The organism is Mariniflexile sp. AS56, from assembly GCF_030552475.1.
GTDB lineage: Bacteria > Bacteroidota > Bacteroidia > Flavobacteriales > Flavobacteriaceae > Mariniflexile.
In genome coordinates this window covers 183,912-200,346 of sequence record NZ_JAUPED010000010.1, presented here as the reverse complement: position 1 = coordinate 200,346, position 16,435 = coordinate 183,912, and the positions used below count along the sequence as shown (strand labels likewise).

General features: G+C 33.0%; 19 protein-coding genes and 1 tRNA gene. 12 read left to right on the top strand and 8 right to left on the bottom strand.

What is annotated here, in order from left to right:
* The first annotated feature begins 18 nt into the window (after window positions 1-18).
* Window positions 19-1,029: a M28 family metallopeptidase gene (locus Q5N74_RS13670; RefSeq protein ID WP_304389443.1), complete on the top strand. Its 1,011-nt coding sequence runs from the start codon at window positions 19-21 to the stop codon at window positions 1,027-1,029.
* 57 nt (window positions 1,030-1,086) lie between these two features.
* On the opposite strand, the gene Q5N74_RS13665 is transcribed toward Q5N74_RS13670, so the two are convergent.
* The 4 genes from Q5N74_RS13665 to Q5N74_RS13650 all read right to left on the bottom strand — a co-directional run bounded on the left by Q5N74_RS13665 (window position 1,087) and on the right by Q5N74_RS13650 (window position 3,606).
* A tRNA-His gene (locus Q5N74_RS13665) sits at window positions 1,087-1,162 on the bottom strand.
* A 113-nt stretch (window positions 1,163-1,275) separates the two neighbouring features.
* Complete coding sequence (gene bshB1, locus Q5N74_RS13660; protein WP_304389442.1) at window positions 1,276-1,995, bottom strand: bacillithiol biosynthesis deacetylase BshB1; 720 nt, start codon at window positions 1,993-1,995, stop codon at window positions 1,276-1,278.
* 95 nt (window positions 1,996-2,090) lie between these two features.
* Entirely contained in the window at window positions 2,091-3,050 is a 960-nt protein-coding gene (gene rlmF, locus Q5N74_RS13655) for a 23S rRNA (adenine(1618)-N(6))-methyltransferase RlmF (protein WP_304389441.1), read from the bottom strand.
* The gene (locus Q5N74_RS13650) at window positions 3,016-3,606 is read right to left on the bottom strand and encodes a TMEM175 family protein (protein ID WP_369686033.1); all 591 of its coding nucleotides are present in this window, start codon (window positions 3,604-3,606) and stop codon (window positions 3,016-3,018) included. Before Q5N74_RS13650 ends, rlmF begins: the two co-directional genes overlap by 35 nt.
* A gap of 84 nt (window positions 3,607-3,690) precedes the next feature.
* On the opposite strand from Q5N74_RS13650, the gene Q5N74_RS13645 reads away from it, so the two are divergent.
* Window positions 3,691-4,350 carry an HAD family phosphatase gene (locus Q5N74_RS13645; RefSeq protein ID WP_304389440.1) on the top strand — a complete coding sequence of 220 codons (660 nt, stop codon included), beginning with the start codon at window positions 3,691-3,693 and terminating at the stop codon, window positions 4,348-4,350.
* Between the two features lie 5 nt (window positions 4,351-4,355).
* On the opposite strand, the gene Q5N74_RS13640 is transcribed toward Q5N74_RS13645, so the two are convergent.
* From Q5N74_RS13640 to Q5N74_RS13625, 4 genes are all read right to left on the bottom strand, one after another.
* Window positions 4,356-4,499, bottom strand: a complete 144-nt coding sequence (locus Q5N74_RS13640) for a hypothetical protein (protein ID WP_304389439.1) — start codon at window positions 4,497-4,499, stop codon at window positions 4,356-4,358.
* Window positions 4,500-4,506: 7 nt separating this feature from the next.
* Window positions 4,507-7,695, bottom strand: a complete 3,189-nt coding sequence (gene ccsA, locus Q5N74_RS13635) for a cytochrome c biogenesis protein (RefSeq protein ID WP_304389438.1) — start codon at window positions 7,693-7,695, stop codon at window positions 4,507-4,509.
* Between the two features lie 174 nt (window positions 7,696-7,869).
* The gene (locus Q5N74_RS13630) at window positions 7,870-8,259 is read right to left on the bottom strand and encodes a group III truncated hemoglobin (RefSeq protein ID WP_304389436.1); all 390 of its coding nucleotides are present in this window, start codon (window positions 8,257-8,259) and stop codon (window positions 7,870-7,872) included.
* Between the two features lie 7 nt (window positions 8,260-8,266).
* Window positions 8,267-8,557 carry a hypothetical protein gene (locus Q5N74_RS13625; RefSeq protein ID WP_304389435.1) on the bottom strand — a complete coding sequence of 97 codons (291 nt, stop codon included), beginning with the start codon at window positions 8,555-8,557 and terminating at the stop codon, window positions 8,267-8,269.
* Window positions 8,558-8,634: 77 nt separating this feature from the next.
* Between Q5N74_RS13625 and Q5N74_RS13620 the strand changes: the two genes are divergently transcribed.
* The 10 genes from Q5N74_RS13620 to Q5N74_RS13575 all read left to right on the top strand — a co-directional run bounded on the left by Q5N74_RS13620 (window position 8,635) and on the right by Q5N74_RS13575 (window position 16,246).
* Complete coding sequence (locus Q5N74_RS13620) at window positions 8,635-9,222, top strand: Crp/Fnr family transcriptional regulator (RefSeq protein WP_304389434.1); 588 nt, start codon at window positions 8,635-8,637, stop codon at window positions 9,220-9,222.
* Window positions 9,223-9,241: 19 nt separating this feature from the next.
* Window positions 9,242-10,009, top strand: a complete 768-nt coding sequence (locus Q5N74_RS13615) for a Rossmann-like and DUF2520 domain-containing protein (RefSeq protein WP_304389433.1) — start codon at window positions 9,242-9,244, stop codon at window positions 10,007-10,009.
* Entirely contained in the window at window positions 9,990-10,499 is a 510-nt protein-coding gene (locus Q5N74_RS13610; RefSeq protein ID WP_304389432.1) for an HAD family hydrolase, read from the top strand. The genes Q5N74_RS13615 and Q5N74_RS13610 overlap by 20 nt, the downstream gene beginning before the upstream one ends.
* Before the next feature lie 34 nt (window positions 10,500-10,533).
* Window positions 10,534-11,448: a geranylgeranylglycerol-phosphate geranylgeranyltransferase gene (locus Q5N74_RS13605; RefSeq protein WP_304389431.1), complete on the top strand. Its 915-nt coding sequence runs from the start codon at window positions 10,534-10,536 to the stop codon at window positions 11,446-11,448.
* A 50-nt stretch (window positions 11,449-11,498) separates the two neighbouring features.
* A complete protein-coding gene (locus Q5N74_RS13600; protein WP_304389430.1) occupies window positions 11,499-12,092 on the top strand; it encodes a Maf-like protein in 594 nt (197 codons plus the stop codon).
* 30 nt (window positions 12,093-12,122) lie between these two features.
* Complete coding sequence (locus Q5N74_RS13595; protein WP_304389428.1) at window positions 12,123-13,067, top strand: septum formation inhibitor Maf; 945 nt, start codon at window positions 12,123-12,125, stop codon at window positions 13,065-13,067.
* 52 nt (window positions 13,068-13,119) lie between these two features.
* Complete coding sequence (locus Q5N74_RS13590) at window positions 13,120-13,653, top strand: mechanosensitive ion channel family protein (protein WP_304389427.1); 534 nt, start codon at window positions 13,120-13,122, stop codon at window positions 13,651-13,653.
* Window positions 13,654-13,673: 20 nt separating this feature from the next.
* Window positions 13,674-14,741 carry a magnesium/cobalt transporter CorA gene (gene corA, locus Q5N74_RS13585; protein WP_304389426.1) on the top strand — a complete coding sequence of 356 codons (1,068 nt, stop codon included), beginning with the start codon at window positions 13,674-13,676 and terminating at the stop codon, window positions 14,739-14,741.
* A 73-nt stretch (window positions 14,742-14,814) separates the two neighbouring features.
* Entirely contained in the window at window positions 14,815-15,561 is a 747-nt protein-coding gene (locus Q5N74_RS13580; RefSeq protein ID WP_304389425.1) for a DUF2971 domain-containing protein, read from the top strand.
* Between the two features lie 169 nt (window positions 15,562-15,730).
* Window positions 15,731-16,246: a GNAT family N-acetyltransferase gene (locus Q5N74_RS13575; protein WP_304389424.1), complete on the top strand. Its 516-nt coding sequence runs from the start codon at window positions 15,731-15,733 to the stop codon at window positions 16,244-16,246.
* The last annotated feature ends 189 nt before the right edge of the window (window positions 16,247-16,435 follow it).

The following is a 16,435-nucleotide window of genomic DNA, read 5'->3' as shown; positions in this document are numbered from 1 at the left end:
AATTTACAATCTTAATACATGAAAAAATCTAACTTGCTTTTATGTGCTGCTATTTTAATAGTAAGCTGTAGTACCTGTCAAAATAAAAATACTCTAAGTAATGCCAAGGCTATCGATTATGCCAAATCTATTACAGCCGAAAATTTAAAAGAAGCCCTTTACATCTATGCTTCAGATGAGTTTGAAGGTAGAAAAACAGGAGAACCTGGACAGAAAAAAGCAGCAGAGTTTATTAAAAACCATTATGTCGTTTTAGGGATCCCCTCGCCTATCTCTGATGGTGATTATTTTCAAGATATTCCAGCGTCTTTCTTTAAGGGCCGTAATGCTAAGGATTCTGAAAATGTTTTAGCTTATTTAGAAGGTTCTGAAAAACCAGATGAAGTTCTTATAATTTCAGCACATTTAGATCACATAGGAGTTTCCAAAAATGGAGACATTAACAATGGCGCCGATGATGATGGTTCGGGTACCGTTGCTATTTTAGAAATTGCTAAAGCTTTTAAAAAAGCATATAATGACGGATACAAACCTAAAAGAAGCATTTTGTTTTTACATGTTACAGGTGAAGAAATTGGGCTTTATGGGTCACGCTATTACACCGATGTCGATCCTGTTTTTCCTTTAAAAAACACGGTGGCCGATTTAAATATAGATATGATTGGACGTGTAGATCCAAAACATGAAGACCAACGTAACTATTTGTATTTAATTGGGTCTGATAAATTAAGTAAAGACTTGCATGCCCTATCTGAAACTGTAAACAAGAAATACTTCAACATGGAGTTTGATTATACATATAATGAAGATAGCGACCCTAATCGTTTTTATTACCGCTCTGACCATTACAATTTTGCTAAAAACAACATTCCTGTTATTTTTTACTTTAATGGAACTCATGCAGACTACCATAAACCATCAGACACGCCTGATAAAATACAATACGACCTGTTAGAAACGCGAACTCGTTTAATTTTCCATACGGCTTGGGAAATAGCAAATAGAGACGAACGTATTAAGGTAGATTAACACCTTAACTTTTAAGCACAAAAAAAGCCTTTCAATTTCTTGAAAGGCTTTTGTTTTGGGTGGAAGACCGGGTTCGAACCGGCGACCCTTGGTACCACAAACCAATGCTCTAACCAGCTGAGCTACAACCACCATGTAGCATGTATTATTATGCGAGTGCAAATGTAACTGATTTAAGTCTTTTCTACAAAGACTTTTTTGAAAATTTTTAAGGAATTTTTAAAATAATTTTCTGTTTTGAGATAACTATTTCAAATTGAACAAACTATCTACAGCAACAAATCGTTCAACATTGAAGCCTTCGGCATATTCTACCCCAACTAAACGTCCTAAATCCTTTGCTCGGTACAAAACACTATCTGTAAAATTCTTACTAGAGATGGGGGTTTCAGGTTCTTTACTACTAGCATCATAAAATTGTGTCTTGTAAGCTAACACAGATTTCATCTTAGTTTCCATAAATTCTGAGACATCAACCACGAAATCTGGTTCTAAAATTTTCCATTGTATATAATGATAAACTAATTTAGGTCTCCAAGCTTTTTGTTGTTCACCAGATTCTGTTTTAGTCTCAATTTTCACAAGTCCGCTTAAAAAACAAGCATCACTTACCAATTTACTACCTTTTCCATGGTCTATATGCCTATCATCAATAGCATTACAAATAACTATTTCTGGTTGATATTTGCGTATTTTACTAATAAGGGCTAACTGGTGGGTTTTATCATTCACAAAAAATCCGTCGGCAAACTTCATATTAATACGAACGGAAACACCTAAAATATCAGACGCATTATGAGCTTCTTCATATCTGGTTTCGGCCGTACCACGTGTACCCAATTCCCCTTCAGTTAAATCTATAATGCCAACTGTTTTCCCGCTTGCTATTTCTTTTGCTATGGTAGCACCACATCCTAATTCTACATCATCTGGATGCGCCCCAATGGCAAGTATGTCTAATTTCATATTAATATATATAAGATAAAGGTAAAATTAATAAACATATACTAGATACGATCCATTTGATAGGCTTCTTTTGATTTTCTGGTACCACCCTAAAATTAAACCGTCTCTATCCATTTCTTCTGCTCTTCTGGGGTTAAGAAAGTCCAAGCCACAATTCTAGATAACTTATTGCCTTGCCCCATAGGAATGATTTTTACGTTAACAGCACCTAATTTCTTTAAGGAATCTTGCATCCCTTTAACCAAATCTTTCTTAGAAACCAGCGTAGTAAACCAAAAACATTGCTGTTTAAATAAAGAGCTTTCATATAAATAATTATGAAGAAAAGCCTTTTCCCCGCCTTTATACCACAATTCTTTATGAGTCCCAGAGAAATTCCGGACTACCTTGGCTTCTTTACTATTTAGTCCTTGTAACTTTTTGCTAGTGGCATTTAAAGCCTCTTCTTCCGATTTATAAAATGGCGGATTACACATCGTTGCAGAAAATCTAACCGTTGTATTTAAAATATCGTTAAAAATCAACGCTTTGTCTTTTTGATGCATTAAAGAAATAGAATCATTAAGCCCATTTTTAGTTATAATTTGTTGAGCATACTTTAAGGATGATTCGTCAATGTCGACACCCGTAAATTTCCATTTATATTCAGAATTACCTAAAATGGGGTAAATACAACTCGCACCTGTACCAATATCTAGAACAGAAATGGACTCCGTTATTTTAGAACCTTTCAGCAAATCTGATAGATGATGAATATAATCGGCACGCCCAGGAATTGGCGGGCACAAATTAGCTTCGGGAAAGTCCCAGAAACGAATGTTATAGTGTTTAACTAATAAAGCTGAATTAAGCGCTTTAACAGCTTTCGGGTTTGCGAAATCTATCGTTTTTGTTTGAAAATTATTTTCGAATACAAAAGGTGTTAAATATGGATATACTTCACATAAAGCATCGACATCGTAACCAGATTTGTGCTTATTATTCGGATGAAAACTCGGATTGTTTTTGATAGCTTGATTATTAAAGGTTAGAATTTTTCTTAAGTGCTTTTTCAATACGTGTATCTGGTATTAACCACATAATAGCCACGAGAATATAAACAGCACCAGAAATGTATATATTATAAAAAGCAAAAATAACACCAATAATATAAAGTATGGGTGATATTTTACCTTTTAAATCTTTACCCAATGCTTTTGATAATAAAGAGTTTTCTCCATGACTTTTAATAATTAAAAATTGCAGAATAAAATAGGCTATCGCAGCGCCAAGTAAAACGATGCCGTATAAAAACACACTGGCAGATGTAAAATGGTTTTCCCCCATCCACCCAGACACAAACGGGATTAATGACAACCAAAATAACAAATGCATGTTTGCCCATAAAATTTTACCCGAAACGTGTTTTACGGTCTGCATCATATGGTGGTGATTATTCCAATAAATAGCGATGTAAATAAAACTTAGAATATAACTTCCAAATACAGGTAAAAGAGGTGCTAAATCGTTAAAAGTACCGCCATGAGGCACTTTTAATTCCAATACCATGATGGTTATAATAATGGCTAAAACGCCATCAGTAAACGCGTCTAATCTCCCTTTTGTCATCATGCTTTCATATGTTTTTAGTGAATAATTCACTTTTAAAGTTATTAAATTACTAATTAATCTTATAACTTCGCGAAAAAAATTGAAATGCTAAAAGCTGTTATTTTTGACATGGATGGGGTTATTATAGAAAGTGAACCGCTTCACCATTACGCTTATCACAACATGTTTAAGGATGTAAATGTAGAAGTGAATGATGCACTTTACGAATCGTTTACAGGAAAATCGACCATAAATGTGTGCAAAGAAGTTTGTGATATTTTCAATTTAACTGAAACTCCAGAGTATTTAGTTTCATTGAAAAGAAAGCATTTTGAATTTGTTTTTAATAACAGTCCTGAATTCGATTTAATTGAAGGTGTTTTAGATTTGATAAAAGACTTTCACCAAAACGGCGTAACCTTAGTTTTAGGCTCATCTGCCACTATGCCAAGTATTGAGCGCATTTTTAATCGCTTTGACTTAAACCCTTATTTTATTGCAAAATTGAGTGGGGCCGATTTAAAACAATCCAAACCACACCCTGAAATTTTTATCAATGCGGTTAAAGCTTCTGGTTTTAAACCTGAGGAATGTATTGTAATTGAAGATTCTACTAACGGTATTGAAGCGGCTAAAGGCGCTGGTGTTTTCTGTGTTGGTTTTGATAGTTTTCACTCTAAAAACCAAGATTATAGTCAAGCCGATTTAGTGATAAAAAAGTTTGAAGAGATTAACTACGCTAAAATGAATGCCCTTTTAGCATAGTTAAATTACTCTTTCGCTTTTTTAATAATAGCCTTCAACCGGTCTTTGCGTAGTTGCTCTACTTCCTTTTTCTTATTCTTTTTTTGAACCATTAATTTGGAATGCTTCGCCTTGTTTTTTGTGTTTTTATCCCGTCCCGTTTTTGCCATAATCTAATTATTTTTTATAATATTTCACATAGCCACGGTATGCGAAAACAGCTAATATAGCGATTAGAGCAATAGAAATCGCAATCGCATTAAAACTTGCGATTTGCTGTCCCGATTGGTACGAGTGTAAACCTGACAGGTAGAAATTAACCCCAAAATAGGTGAAAATAATACTTGAAAAAGCGACGATAGACATCAAGTTGAAAAACCATCTACTACGAAGCCCTGGAATTAATCGCATGTGTATTACAAAGGCATAAACCATAATACTAATAAGTGCCCAAGTCTCTTTAGGATCCCAACCCCAATAACGTCCCCAACTTTCGTTAGCCCACATACCACCTAGAAAGTTTCCTATGGTAAGCATAACTAAACCTACGGTTAAGGCCATCTCATTAATTATAGTCAGTTCTTTAATGTTTAAATCCATTTTACGTTTGTTCTTTTCCGTAGTGAAAATCATTAATAAAAGAACTACGACACCCAAGATCATCCCTAAAGTAAACGGACCATAACTTGCCACAATTACGGCAACATGTATCATTAACCAATAACTGTTTAAAACAGGTTGTAGATTAGCGATAGCAGGGTCCATCCAATTCCAATGAGCAATCATAAGCAGCATCGCTGTTACAAATGCGGTTGATGCGATGGTTAAATCACTTTTTCTTCCGAAAGCTAAACCAAAAAACATGGTTGCCCAAGCAACATAAATCATAGACTCGTAAGCATCACTCCACGGTGCATGACCAGAAATGTACCATCTCACAATTAAGCCCAAAGTATGCAAAATGAATAAGCCCAAAATAACAAACTTAAACACGTTAACCGCTATATTTAAACCCTTACTTTTTTCTTTGAAAATTTGAACAATTAATAACACAAACAACAAACTACCAGCATACATATACCAACTAAATAGTTTTTTGAAAATATCATATTTGTTATATAGAATTTCGGTCTTTATTTTATCATCACTTAACATCACCTCGGCTCCATATTGGTGCTGTGTTTTTTTGAAAGCATCTAATAATTTTGAAGCTTCAGAAAAATCGCCAGATTGTTTCGCTGCATTTAACGTATATAAATACATTCTGAAACCATTCTTTATAAAGTTTCCGTAAAGTGAATCTTGTACTTGATGCGTGTCATTCTTATAATCGAAGGAAGAAATCCATTTATTATTTTCATCATTCGGAATCGGGAATATTTTTAAAGACATCCCTTCTACCGTATTGTATAATAAATTCACACGTTGGTCGGCTTCCTTAAATTCCTTTTGAAATCCATTAGGTGACGTTGTTTTATAAGCTTCATCTAAGTAAGGAGCCAATTTATAATCGCCTCTTTCAGTGAAAAAATCGGCTAAAGCCACATACTTTTCACTTTCATCTACACCAATAATATGTCTTATAGAATCTGCTTTTTTCTTTGCTAAATAAATAATTGGCACATTATACCAAAGCATCGGACTTTCTTGAATAGACAAGAATACTTGATTCGCATTAAAATCGCCATAGGTATCATTTTTGCTTAACTTACGAACCATTTCTGATGCATAAGTATTCACGGGCATCATACGGCCGCTTAAATCTTGAATTACCAAATGCCCAAAAGCATCAGCATGTTTTTTTGGAGTAATATTTGCTGCTAAAACAGAATCAATTTGTGCGTGTGTTGCCTTTTTATTGTGGTTGTGCCCATCATTTTCAGAATGTATTTGCGCGAAAGAATTCAACCCAAAACAGAGCATAAATACTCCTAGAAGTTTTGCTTTTTTAGCCTTAATCTTATCCAACTGTCTTTCTAAATCTCCAAAACGAGATCCTTTTGTAAACAAGATAGCCATCAAGCCAAAATACAATAAAAAGTATCCTATATAAGTGATTAAAGAGCCCCAGTAATCATGATTTACAGATAGAATAGTCCCTTTCTCATCTGGATCGAAACTCGATTGGAAAAAGCGATAACCACCATGATCTAAAATATTATTCATAAAAATTTTATAGTCATAGCTACCTTCTTTTTCATCTACAACGGTTACTTCACTTGAATAAGCCGAATAGCCATTCTCCGTCCCTGGATAGCGTTCTGCTTCAAAATCGTTTAATTTAACAGCAAAAGGAAGTTCCATAATTTTAGAGCCATATTTAAAAGCGAAGTCCAAGCCTCCAACAGAAACTTGCTTAAAGGCGTTGTTCATTCCTTTTCCTCCCAACAAACCAATACGTTTGGTTTCGCCATTTGAGCTTACTTTTAATACCACACCATCTTCATCATTCTTCAAAATTTTCGATTTTTGAACAATATCGAAAACACCTTTAACAACTGGTTTAGGAAATACCATTTGCATATCTCCAATCACATAACGAGAACGCAACATTAAAGGCTGTAAACTATCTTTTACCAAAACACCTTCAGCCATGGTTGCCATAACCATATATTCGCCTTCAAATGGTGAATTAATAGTCAGTTCATCATTGGTATAAGTAATATTTATAGCGCCATCTGTAGGCTTGTTAAGCGCAAATAGCACATTATGAATACTTTGTACCTCGCCTACTTTTAAAAAGTGATTATGTGCACCGCCACCGCCAGCTTCAACTACTTTTAAATATGCCTCACCTTTTTCATCTGGAATAATATCCTCTTCAGCACCTTTTATAAATTTCTCCAACTCGATTGTTACGGGTTGTTGATCGTATTTTACATTTACTTTAAAATCATTTTCTAAACGTCCAGAAAAATCGACTTCACGTTCTATTGGCAAGCGTTGGGCAACCCCATTAATTTCATAATCACCATCAATATAAGTGGTTATATATGTTTTTTGTGAAAGAAAGGTGTTTTCTGTAGCACCTTCTCGAATGGCCATCATACCTTCAAAACTAATATATCGCGTAATAAAAGCTCCTAAAAAAATAAAGATAAACGCTAAGTGCAATGTTAAAGTAGACCACTTCCCTTTCTTATGAAGTTGATACCTAAAAATATTTCCCAAAAAGTTAATAACAAAAACCAACATAATACCCTCGAACCACCATGCATTATAAATTAAATTTCTTGTGTAAGCGGTTGGCGATGTGTCTTGTCCTGCATCTAAAAACGTACCTGTAGCCATAGCTGCTGCAAATACTATAAATAAAATACCGGTAAGTCGTGTTGAGAAAAGAATTTTGGTGAGTTTATTTTGCATAATACGAACCTGTTTTAAGGTCGCGCAAATTTAAGTATTTAAGTTTGTTTAGAAGTGTTAAAGTTTGTGAAAAAGACGAAAAATCGAGTGCAAAAAGCCAAGTTTTAAGTCATATTTTAAAACTAAAATAGTTTTTTGATAAAAAGTACGATTCTAAACACATCAAAACAGTATTTACTGTTGTCGGGCTTCAAAAATTTTCAAATACAGGAATGTTCCCATTTTGCGGGCGCGCTGTTTCGCATTGTTAGCATAATCACCTTCAAAAAGTTCGTCAACAGTTTCAAACCACAAATTTAACCACAAGCCAAAATGCAGTTCTGTAATACTGTTATTATTTTCTTTATCTACTTTAACATGGGCTTCTAACGGATTTCCTAAATACTTCGTTTTTAAAAATAAACTTGCTTCCCAAAACGAAGTTAATCTATCTAAATGAGCATCCCAATCGGTTATCACATCATTAAAAAAAGGGCCTAAAACAGTGTCTTTCCTAACTTTTTTATAAAATGATGACACCAATACATACACATCTTCTCTGGTTTTAATATCTTTCTTTATCATAAACGGTTTACTGTAAACGCATTAAATTCAATACAATTAAGGCGACATTAGTAACTAGCGATAAAATTAGTAAATTAAACACCCATTTGTATGTTAATTGTGCCATAATTGAAGCGTTATACGCCATAGAAACAATAACACAAAGTGATAATTCTAATAAAAAAGTAGGCGACTTACTATTCATCAAAATATACATGGCAGCGACAGATCCAATACAGCTTTGCAGAATAATAGTTAATGGAACATATAGCATGTAATCTGCTTTAAAATTAATAAAATACTTGTTGTGAAAATTCATGATATTTAAGTTTAATAATTTATACTACAAATTTCTAAAACCTATCTTTGTTATTTTATGATTGAAATCATAACAGCATGATACCAGACCTTATTCTTGAACGCTATCTTCCTAAATTAAGACGTTATAAAAAAAATGAACTTGTTTTTACTGAAGGAGGAAAAGCTTCTTTTTACTATCAGATTAAGGAAGGTGACGTAAAAATGTTCAATATTACTGAAGATGGAAAAGAGTTTGTACAAGGTTATTTTACAAACAACACCTCCTTTGGTGAGCCACCACTTTTTTCAAACTCTAAATACCCAGCGAATGCCTTGTGTTTAAGTGACTGTTCTATTTATATAGTACCAAAAGAAACTTTTTTTCAGCTTTTAAAAGAACATACAGACATTCATTTAAAATTCACAGAACTTATTTGTAAGCGCATGGTTTATAAAGCTAAAATAGCCAAGGAAGTATCCATCTATCCGCCAGAACACCGTATTTTAACGTTGCTAAATCATTTAAAAGAAACGGCCAAAGTTACAACCGATTTTGAAGTGAATTTAACCCGCCAACAAATTTCTGAACTTACCGGATTACGAGTTGAAACCGTTATTCGATCTATTAAAAAACTTGAAAAATTAAAAAAATTATATATCAAAGAACGTAAAGTGTTTTTATAATTATCGTTATTTTCGCCATATGATTTCAGTAATTATCCTAGGAGCCGGCAATGTCGCCACCCATTTATTTAAAGCTTTCAATAGTGCAAATCAAGTAACTGTTAAACAATGGTATAACAGAAGTATTGATACTTTAAACCCATATAAAAACGAAGTTGAAATAATTGACGATTTAGCACAACTTAAAGAGGCCGATTTATACATTTTAGCCGTAAGTGATGATGCTATTAAAACGCTTTCATCCCAACTTCCTTTTGAAAACAGATTGGTTGTACATACCTCTGGTGCTGCAGGTATTTACGATATTGATAAAAAGCACAAGCGTGGGGTTTTCTACCCTTTACAAACGTTTAGTAAAACAGCCGCTATCGATTTTGCCAATGTGCCTATTTGTATTGAGGCCGTAGAAACTCCAGAATATTACTTTTTAAAAGATCTAGCCAAGTCTATTGGAAGTCCCACAAAAAAAGTAAATACAGACCAACGCAAAGTATTGCATTTGGCAGCTGTTTTTGTCAATAATTTCACCAACCAACTTTACAGAGTAGCCCACGAAATAACCGAAAGCGAAGGTGCAGAATTCGACCTATTAAAACCGCTTATTTTAGAAACGGCTAAGAAAGTGCAAAACCTATCCCCTTTCATCGCGCAAACGGGGCCTGCAAAACGTAACGATACAAAAACCTTGAAAAGGCACTTAAAACTTTTACAAGACCCACATCATAAAGATATTTACAACCTAATTACAAGTTCGATACAACACACACATGGAAGAAAAAAGCTATAAAGAATATTTAAACCAAATAACCACCTTTATTTTTGATGTAGATGGTGTGTTAACAGACGGCACTGTTTTAGTAACTACGGATGGTGAATTATTAAGAACCATGGGTATTAAAGATGGTTTTGCTTTGAAATTTGCGGTAAGTGCTGGTTATAATGTGGCCATCATTTCGGCAGGAACTAATGAAGGTGTAAAATTACGTTTAGAAGGCTTAGGTATTAAAGATGTTTTTCTTGGTGCGCATGATAAAATAAAACAATTCGAAACCTACATAAAAGACAATAACATAAACCCAGAACATATTATTTATATGGGTGATGATGTGGCTGATTACCCCGTAATGAAACGTGTTGGTTTACCAACTTGCCCACAAGATGCCATTCCAGAAATAAAAGCCATTTCTAAATACATATCACACAAAAACGGTGGCGAAGGTGCCGCCAGAGACGTTATTGAGCAGGTATTAAAAGTGCAAGGAAAATGGGCTTTGTAAGAGCTTTAGTATTCAACTTTTAAAAATTAAACATTTGAACTTCCTAAACCTAATCCGTTGGAAAAATTTATTAATGATTGCCTTGGTGCAGTTACTTATTAAATATGCCCTTTTAGAGCCTTTTGGTGTTCAAACCAGTTTAGATACTTTGGGAATTACACTTTTAATAGTTGCCACCATTTGTATTGCTGCTGCTGGGAATATTATAAATGATATTTATGATGTTGAAACCGACTTTATTAATAAACCTGATAAACTTATTGTTGGTAAATCTATTTCAGAAAAAACAGCTTATAACTTATTCATTCTTTTTAACGTGCTTGGTGTTGGCGTCGGGTTTTATTTGTCGTATTCGGTAGGTAGAAACGCGTTTTTCTCACTATTTGTTATCATTTCAGCCTTGCTTTATGTGTATGCTACCTATTTAAAACAGACGCTTTTAATTGGGAATATTGTAATTTCGGTTTTAGTGGCACTGTCTTTAATTATTGTTGGTATCTTCGAGTTGCTTCCCGCAATCAACAATACCAACCAACAAACGCAATTAACTTTTTTTAAAATTATTTTCGATTATGCGGTGTTTGCATTCATCATTAATTTACTTCGAGAAATCACTAAAGATCTTGAAGATATAAATGGTGATTACAAAGCAGGTATGAACACCTTACCCATCGCTATTGGTAGCGAGCGTGCTACTAAAGTACTGTTTGCCTTATCTTTTATCCCCTTGTTTCTTGTGGGATCGTATGTTATTAATTCGCTTTATAAAAACGAACTAGCTGTTATATACTTTATCATATTTATAATCGGGCCACTACTCTATAGCACCATTAAACTTTTTAGTGCTATTACAAAAAAAGACTTTCATCACATCAGTATTGTGCTTAAATTGGTGATGTTTTTCGGAATGCTCTCCTTGTTACTTTATTTTTATAGTATGAACAAATAAACAGTTTGCTGTTACAAGCAAAAATTTTTGAAACTTGAAAACTATTGAAAATGTTAAATGACAAAGTAAAAGATTACCAAATAATTTTAGCTTCGGGTTCACCCAGAAGACAGGAATTTTTCAAAACCCTAGGTTTAGATTTTGAAATTCGCTTAAAACCTGTTATTGAAGAATACCCTCCACGGTTAAAACATTTCGAAATAAGCGATTACCTAGCTCAACTAAAGGCCTTACCCTTTAAAAACGAACTAAAAGCGGAAGACATACTTATTACCAGCGATACTATTGTTTGGCATAACAACGTCGCTTTGGGTAAACCTAGAACAGAAGCAGATGCTTTTCAAATGATAAAATCGTTAAGCAACACCACACACGAAGTTATAACATCAGTTTGTTTTACAACAAAAACATATGAAAAAACGCTAAACGCCATTACAAAAGTTACTTTCAAAGAGTTAAGTGATGATGAAATATCATACTACATCAACACCTTCAAACCTTTTGATAAAGCGGGTGCTTACGGCATTCAAGAATGGATTGGACTTATTGGTGTTACTAAAATTGAAGGCTCTTATTTTAATGTGATGGGGCTGCCTACACATATTGTTTATAAAACGTTAAATGCCATTGCTGAGGGTTTGTAGCGTTGTAACTTTATAACTAAATTCTATCTTATGAAGAAGATTATGCAAGTAGACTTACACCTTTGGTTTGTAGTCGGGTTTCTCTGGTTATTAACATCATGTAATCAAGAAAAGCAAGTAGGACCTATTGCAAACAATTCAAACTTACCCGACAATTCAGAAAAAGCTTTTAATAAAAAACTCTTACCGCAAGAATTTAAAGATTATTGGTATGGAGGTGAAGCTGAAATTTCATCATATAAATTAGAACAAGCACGTTATGGAGAAATAAGAGAAGGACATGCCGTTTTAATTTATGTTACTGAAGATTTTCTAGCCGACACTCAAGTAAAAGCAGACAAGCAAAACCCCAACAATATTCCTGTTTTAAAGTTAAATTCTACTAAAAACTTCAATACAGGTGTCTATCCATATTCCACGATGCAAAGTGTTTTTTATCCTGTCTCAAACAATCAACACGCTCTAAAAGTTTCGAGCTCCATACAAGAATGGTGTGGGCATGTTTATGTGCAACTTAATAATCGTGAGCCATTTGAAGTAACTTCTCACTCCTATTTTGAAGGTGAAGCAGATGAGGCTTTCAGTATAAAGAAATCTATTTTAGAGAATGAATTATGGGCGCAACTTCGTATCAATCCAAAATCATTACCTACAGGTAATTTAGAAATTATTCCTTCTTTTGAAAATTTAAGATTCAGCCATATTCCCTTAAAAGCTTATAAGGCTATTACAAGTTTAACATCCAATACCTATTCTATCTCTTATCCAGAATTAAACAGAATACTTTTAATAAATTTCAATCCAAATTTCCCCTATGATATATTAAGTTGGGAAGAAACTTTTAATAGTGGCTATGGTGAAAATGCCAAAATGTTAACAACAAAAGCAACCAAATTAAAAACTATAAAATCTTCGTATTGGAATAAAAAATTTAATAAAGATGAAATTCTTAGAGATACACTCCAATTAAATTAATTTTGTTCTCTAATATATCCTTGTACTTAATTCTAATCTAAATAAATAATACATGTTTTTTGAAACCTACAAAAACGCATTCATAATTACCGGCTTCCTCCTTCTTTTTTTACTTGTTGCTCGGTTTATTATTACCACATTAATTACTAAAATTTCTCGAAAAAACGGTATCAATTTAGCACGTATACACTTAATAAACAGATACGTATCTGTAACACTATTCATATTAGCTATGCTTATCATTCCTTTTATTTTTGGTACGCAATTGCATGATTTAGTGGTTGTGTTTTCATCTGTTTTTGCTGTAATAGGTATTGGTTTATTTGCCATTTGGTCCATTTTAAGCAACATTACTTCGGGTATCATTATGTTCGTTTCCTTTCCTTATAAAGTGGGAGACAAAATTCAAATACACGATAAAGATTTCCCACTTGAAGGCATCATTGAAGATATTCGTGCTTTTCAACTGCATTTACGTTTAGAAAATGGCGATTTAGTAACCTACCCAAACAACTTAATGTTGCAACGCGCGGTGACGCTTATTGAAAAAGATGCTATTGACGATGATAGTATTGATGCTATTTAATAATTTCATATATTTAATGTATGGCGAAAAATAGAGTAAAAAAACAGCATAAAAAGTTAGGTAAATCACCTGGTAGCATGATCTATACCGGTGAAAAATCTACTAAAAAATTATTTATTGAAGTTTTTGATTATAATGCTGAAAAATGCATTGAAAAAGAACTTACATCCATTCAAGACGCTTTCGATTTTAAACTTTCCAATTCGGTTACATGGATCAATATTAATGGATTAAACCATGTGGAAGATATTGAAAAATTAGGAAACCATTACAACTTGCACCCGCTTGTATTAGAAGATATTGTAAGTATTTCGCAGCGTCCTAAAATTGATGAATACGACGACTACTTATTCGTTGTTCTTAAGATGTTATCTGTTGATGAAACCGATTCCATTGTATCAGAACAAGTTAGTTTTGTTTTAGGAAAAGGCTATGTATTATCCTTTCAAGAGTCTGAAGGCGATGTATTTGACGCTGTTAGAGAACGTATTAGACAAGGAAAAGGCAGAGCACGAACCATGCAAGCCGATTATTTACTTTACATCTTAATGGATGCCATTGTAGATCATTATTTTACGATTATTGAAGCTTTAGGAGAAAAAATTGAAGACTATGAAGATAGTATTTTTTCAGGGCTAGCGAGTAAAACCATCAATAAAGACATTCAAGATTTAAAACGTGAAATACTGCGAGTACGTCGCGCTATTTTTCCTCTTCGGGAAGTTATTAGTCGTATTGAAAAACATGAAAGTACCCTTATTCTTAAAAAAACAAAAACCTTTTACCGCGATATTTACGATCATTTAATTCAAGTCTCTGAAAACATCGATATTTACCGTGAAATGATTTGGAGTTTAATGGATATGTACATGACTACCATTAGTAATAAAATGAATGAGGTCATGAAGGTTCTTACTATAATGGCGTCCATTTTCATTCCTTTAACCTTCATTGCTGGTATATATGGTATGAATTTCGATTACATCCCCGAACTACATTACAAATACTCCTACTTCATTTTATGGGGTGTTATGATAGCCATGTTTGTTGGTATGCTTTATTATTTTAAGAAGAAAAAATGGCTGTAATATTAATAGAAAGCTAATAGGCTTATACCTTAGTTGTGCAACATTAAAAAAAAAGTAACTAAATAACAATCAGTTGATTAAGCAAGAACTTCCTTACACGTTTAGATTTCGACCAAATAACCAACATACTCTAAATGAATTGGAAAAATCTTATGTTTATTTTCAAAGTCCACGTCTTTTAAACGACCCTTTTGATTGCTATCCGAACTTATTGAAATTTACAGAGAATACAACGGAACTAAAGTTGTTATTTCAAGTTATTGAGCAAGTAATGAATATTTCTGATAAAACTAAATTTAGAAAGGAAATTCTTAATAATGAATTTTCCAATTTCCGAAATTTTGTTTCTAATTATTTTAATGAATTCATTAACAGATTTGGAATTGCCTGTTTTTCTTTGAGTCCATCAAATTTATTAATGTGGTCACATTATTCAAATTTTCACAAAGGAGTTTGCTTAATGTATGATACTTCAAAGGATAAAAATGCCTTCCACAGAATAAGGCCAATGGATTACAAAGAAGAATTTGAACAAAAAGAATTTAATCCTTTAAGTAAGGGAAATGAATTTGAACACGTTTTATATAGTAAATCGGATGTTTGGAGGAACGAATACGAATTGAGAGTTATTAAAGAAGAACAGGGAGAATTTAGCGTCAATAGAGATTGTTTAAGGACTATAATATTTGGAATGCAAACTTGTGATAAATACAAAGAGAAAATTTTAAGACTGACAAAAGATAAATATCCAGAATTATATTATTATACTTGTCAACCTTTACCAGATAAATTTGGTTTAAGATTTACACAAATCGAATAAAAAACGTTGCACAGCCGTGTAAAAAACATTGCTTATTTTAGTTAAACCGTTTGGTCGTTGCTTTGTTTGCTAGGTTCTGATTTTCCTTAGAAAAATCCTCGCACACAAACCCTCATAATTCTTATACACAAACATTACCTGCAAGTTTAAAAAGACATTCCCAAAATAAATGCAAATTAGAAAAATAAGCATTCAAGATATTGAAAATTTAAAAGAGATTGGAAAACGAACTTTTATCGAGACTTATGCCTCAGTAAACAGTAAAGAAAATATGACTGAATATTTGGAAAACAAATTTTCTATAGAAGTACTCAAAGCTGAACTGAATGATAAAAATTCTGAATTTTATTTTAGTGAATTCAAGGAAAAAATAATCGGATATTTAAAAGTAAATACTGGAGAATCTCAAACCGAATTTAAGAATGAAAACGCACTCGAAATAGAACGAATATACGTGCTAAAAGAATTTCACGGCAAAAAAATCGGACAAATCCTTTATGAAAAAGCGATTGAATTAGGGAAACAGAAAAATGTAGATTATGTTTGGTTAGCTGTTTGGGAGCAAAACCCGAAGGCAATCCGATTTTACGAAAAAAACGGATTTCTACAATTTGACAAGCAAATATTCAAACTTGGAAATGAAGAACAGTCTGATATAATGATGAAATTAGAACTGAATAAATAAAAGTCAATAGCTAATACTCAATAAAAATAAAGTGTGAATTAATGCTTTACCAAAGGTTAGTCCTGGTTCGTTAGTATTTGATTTTCATGAAGCAAAACAAATGCTAACAAAGCCCATTTAGGTTATATAAACCTGAAGCTCTGCACTAAAATATTAGTGCGTTTATAAAGTTAAATAAACATTAAAACC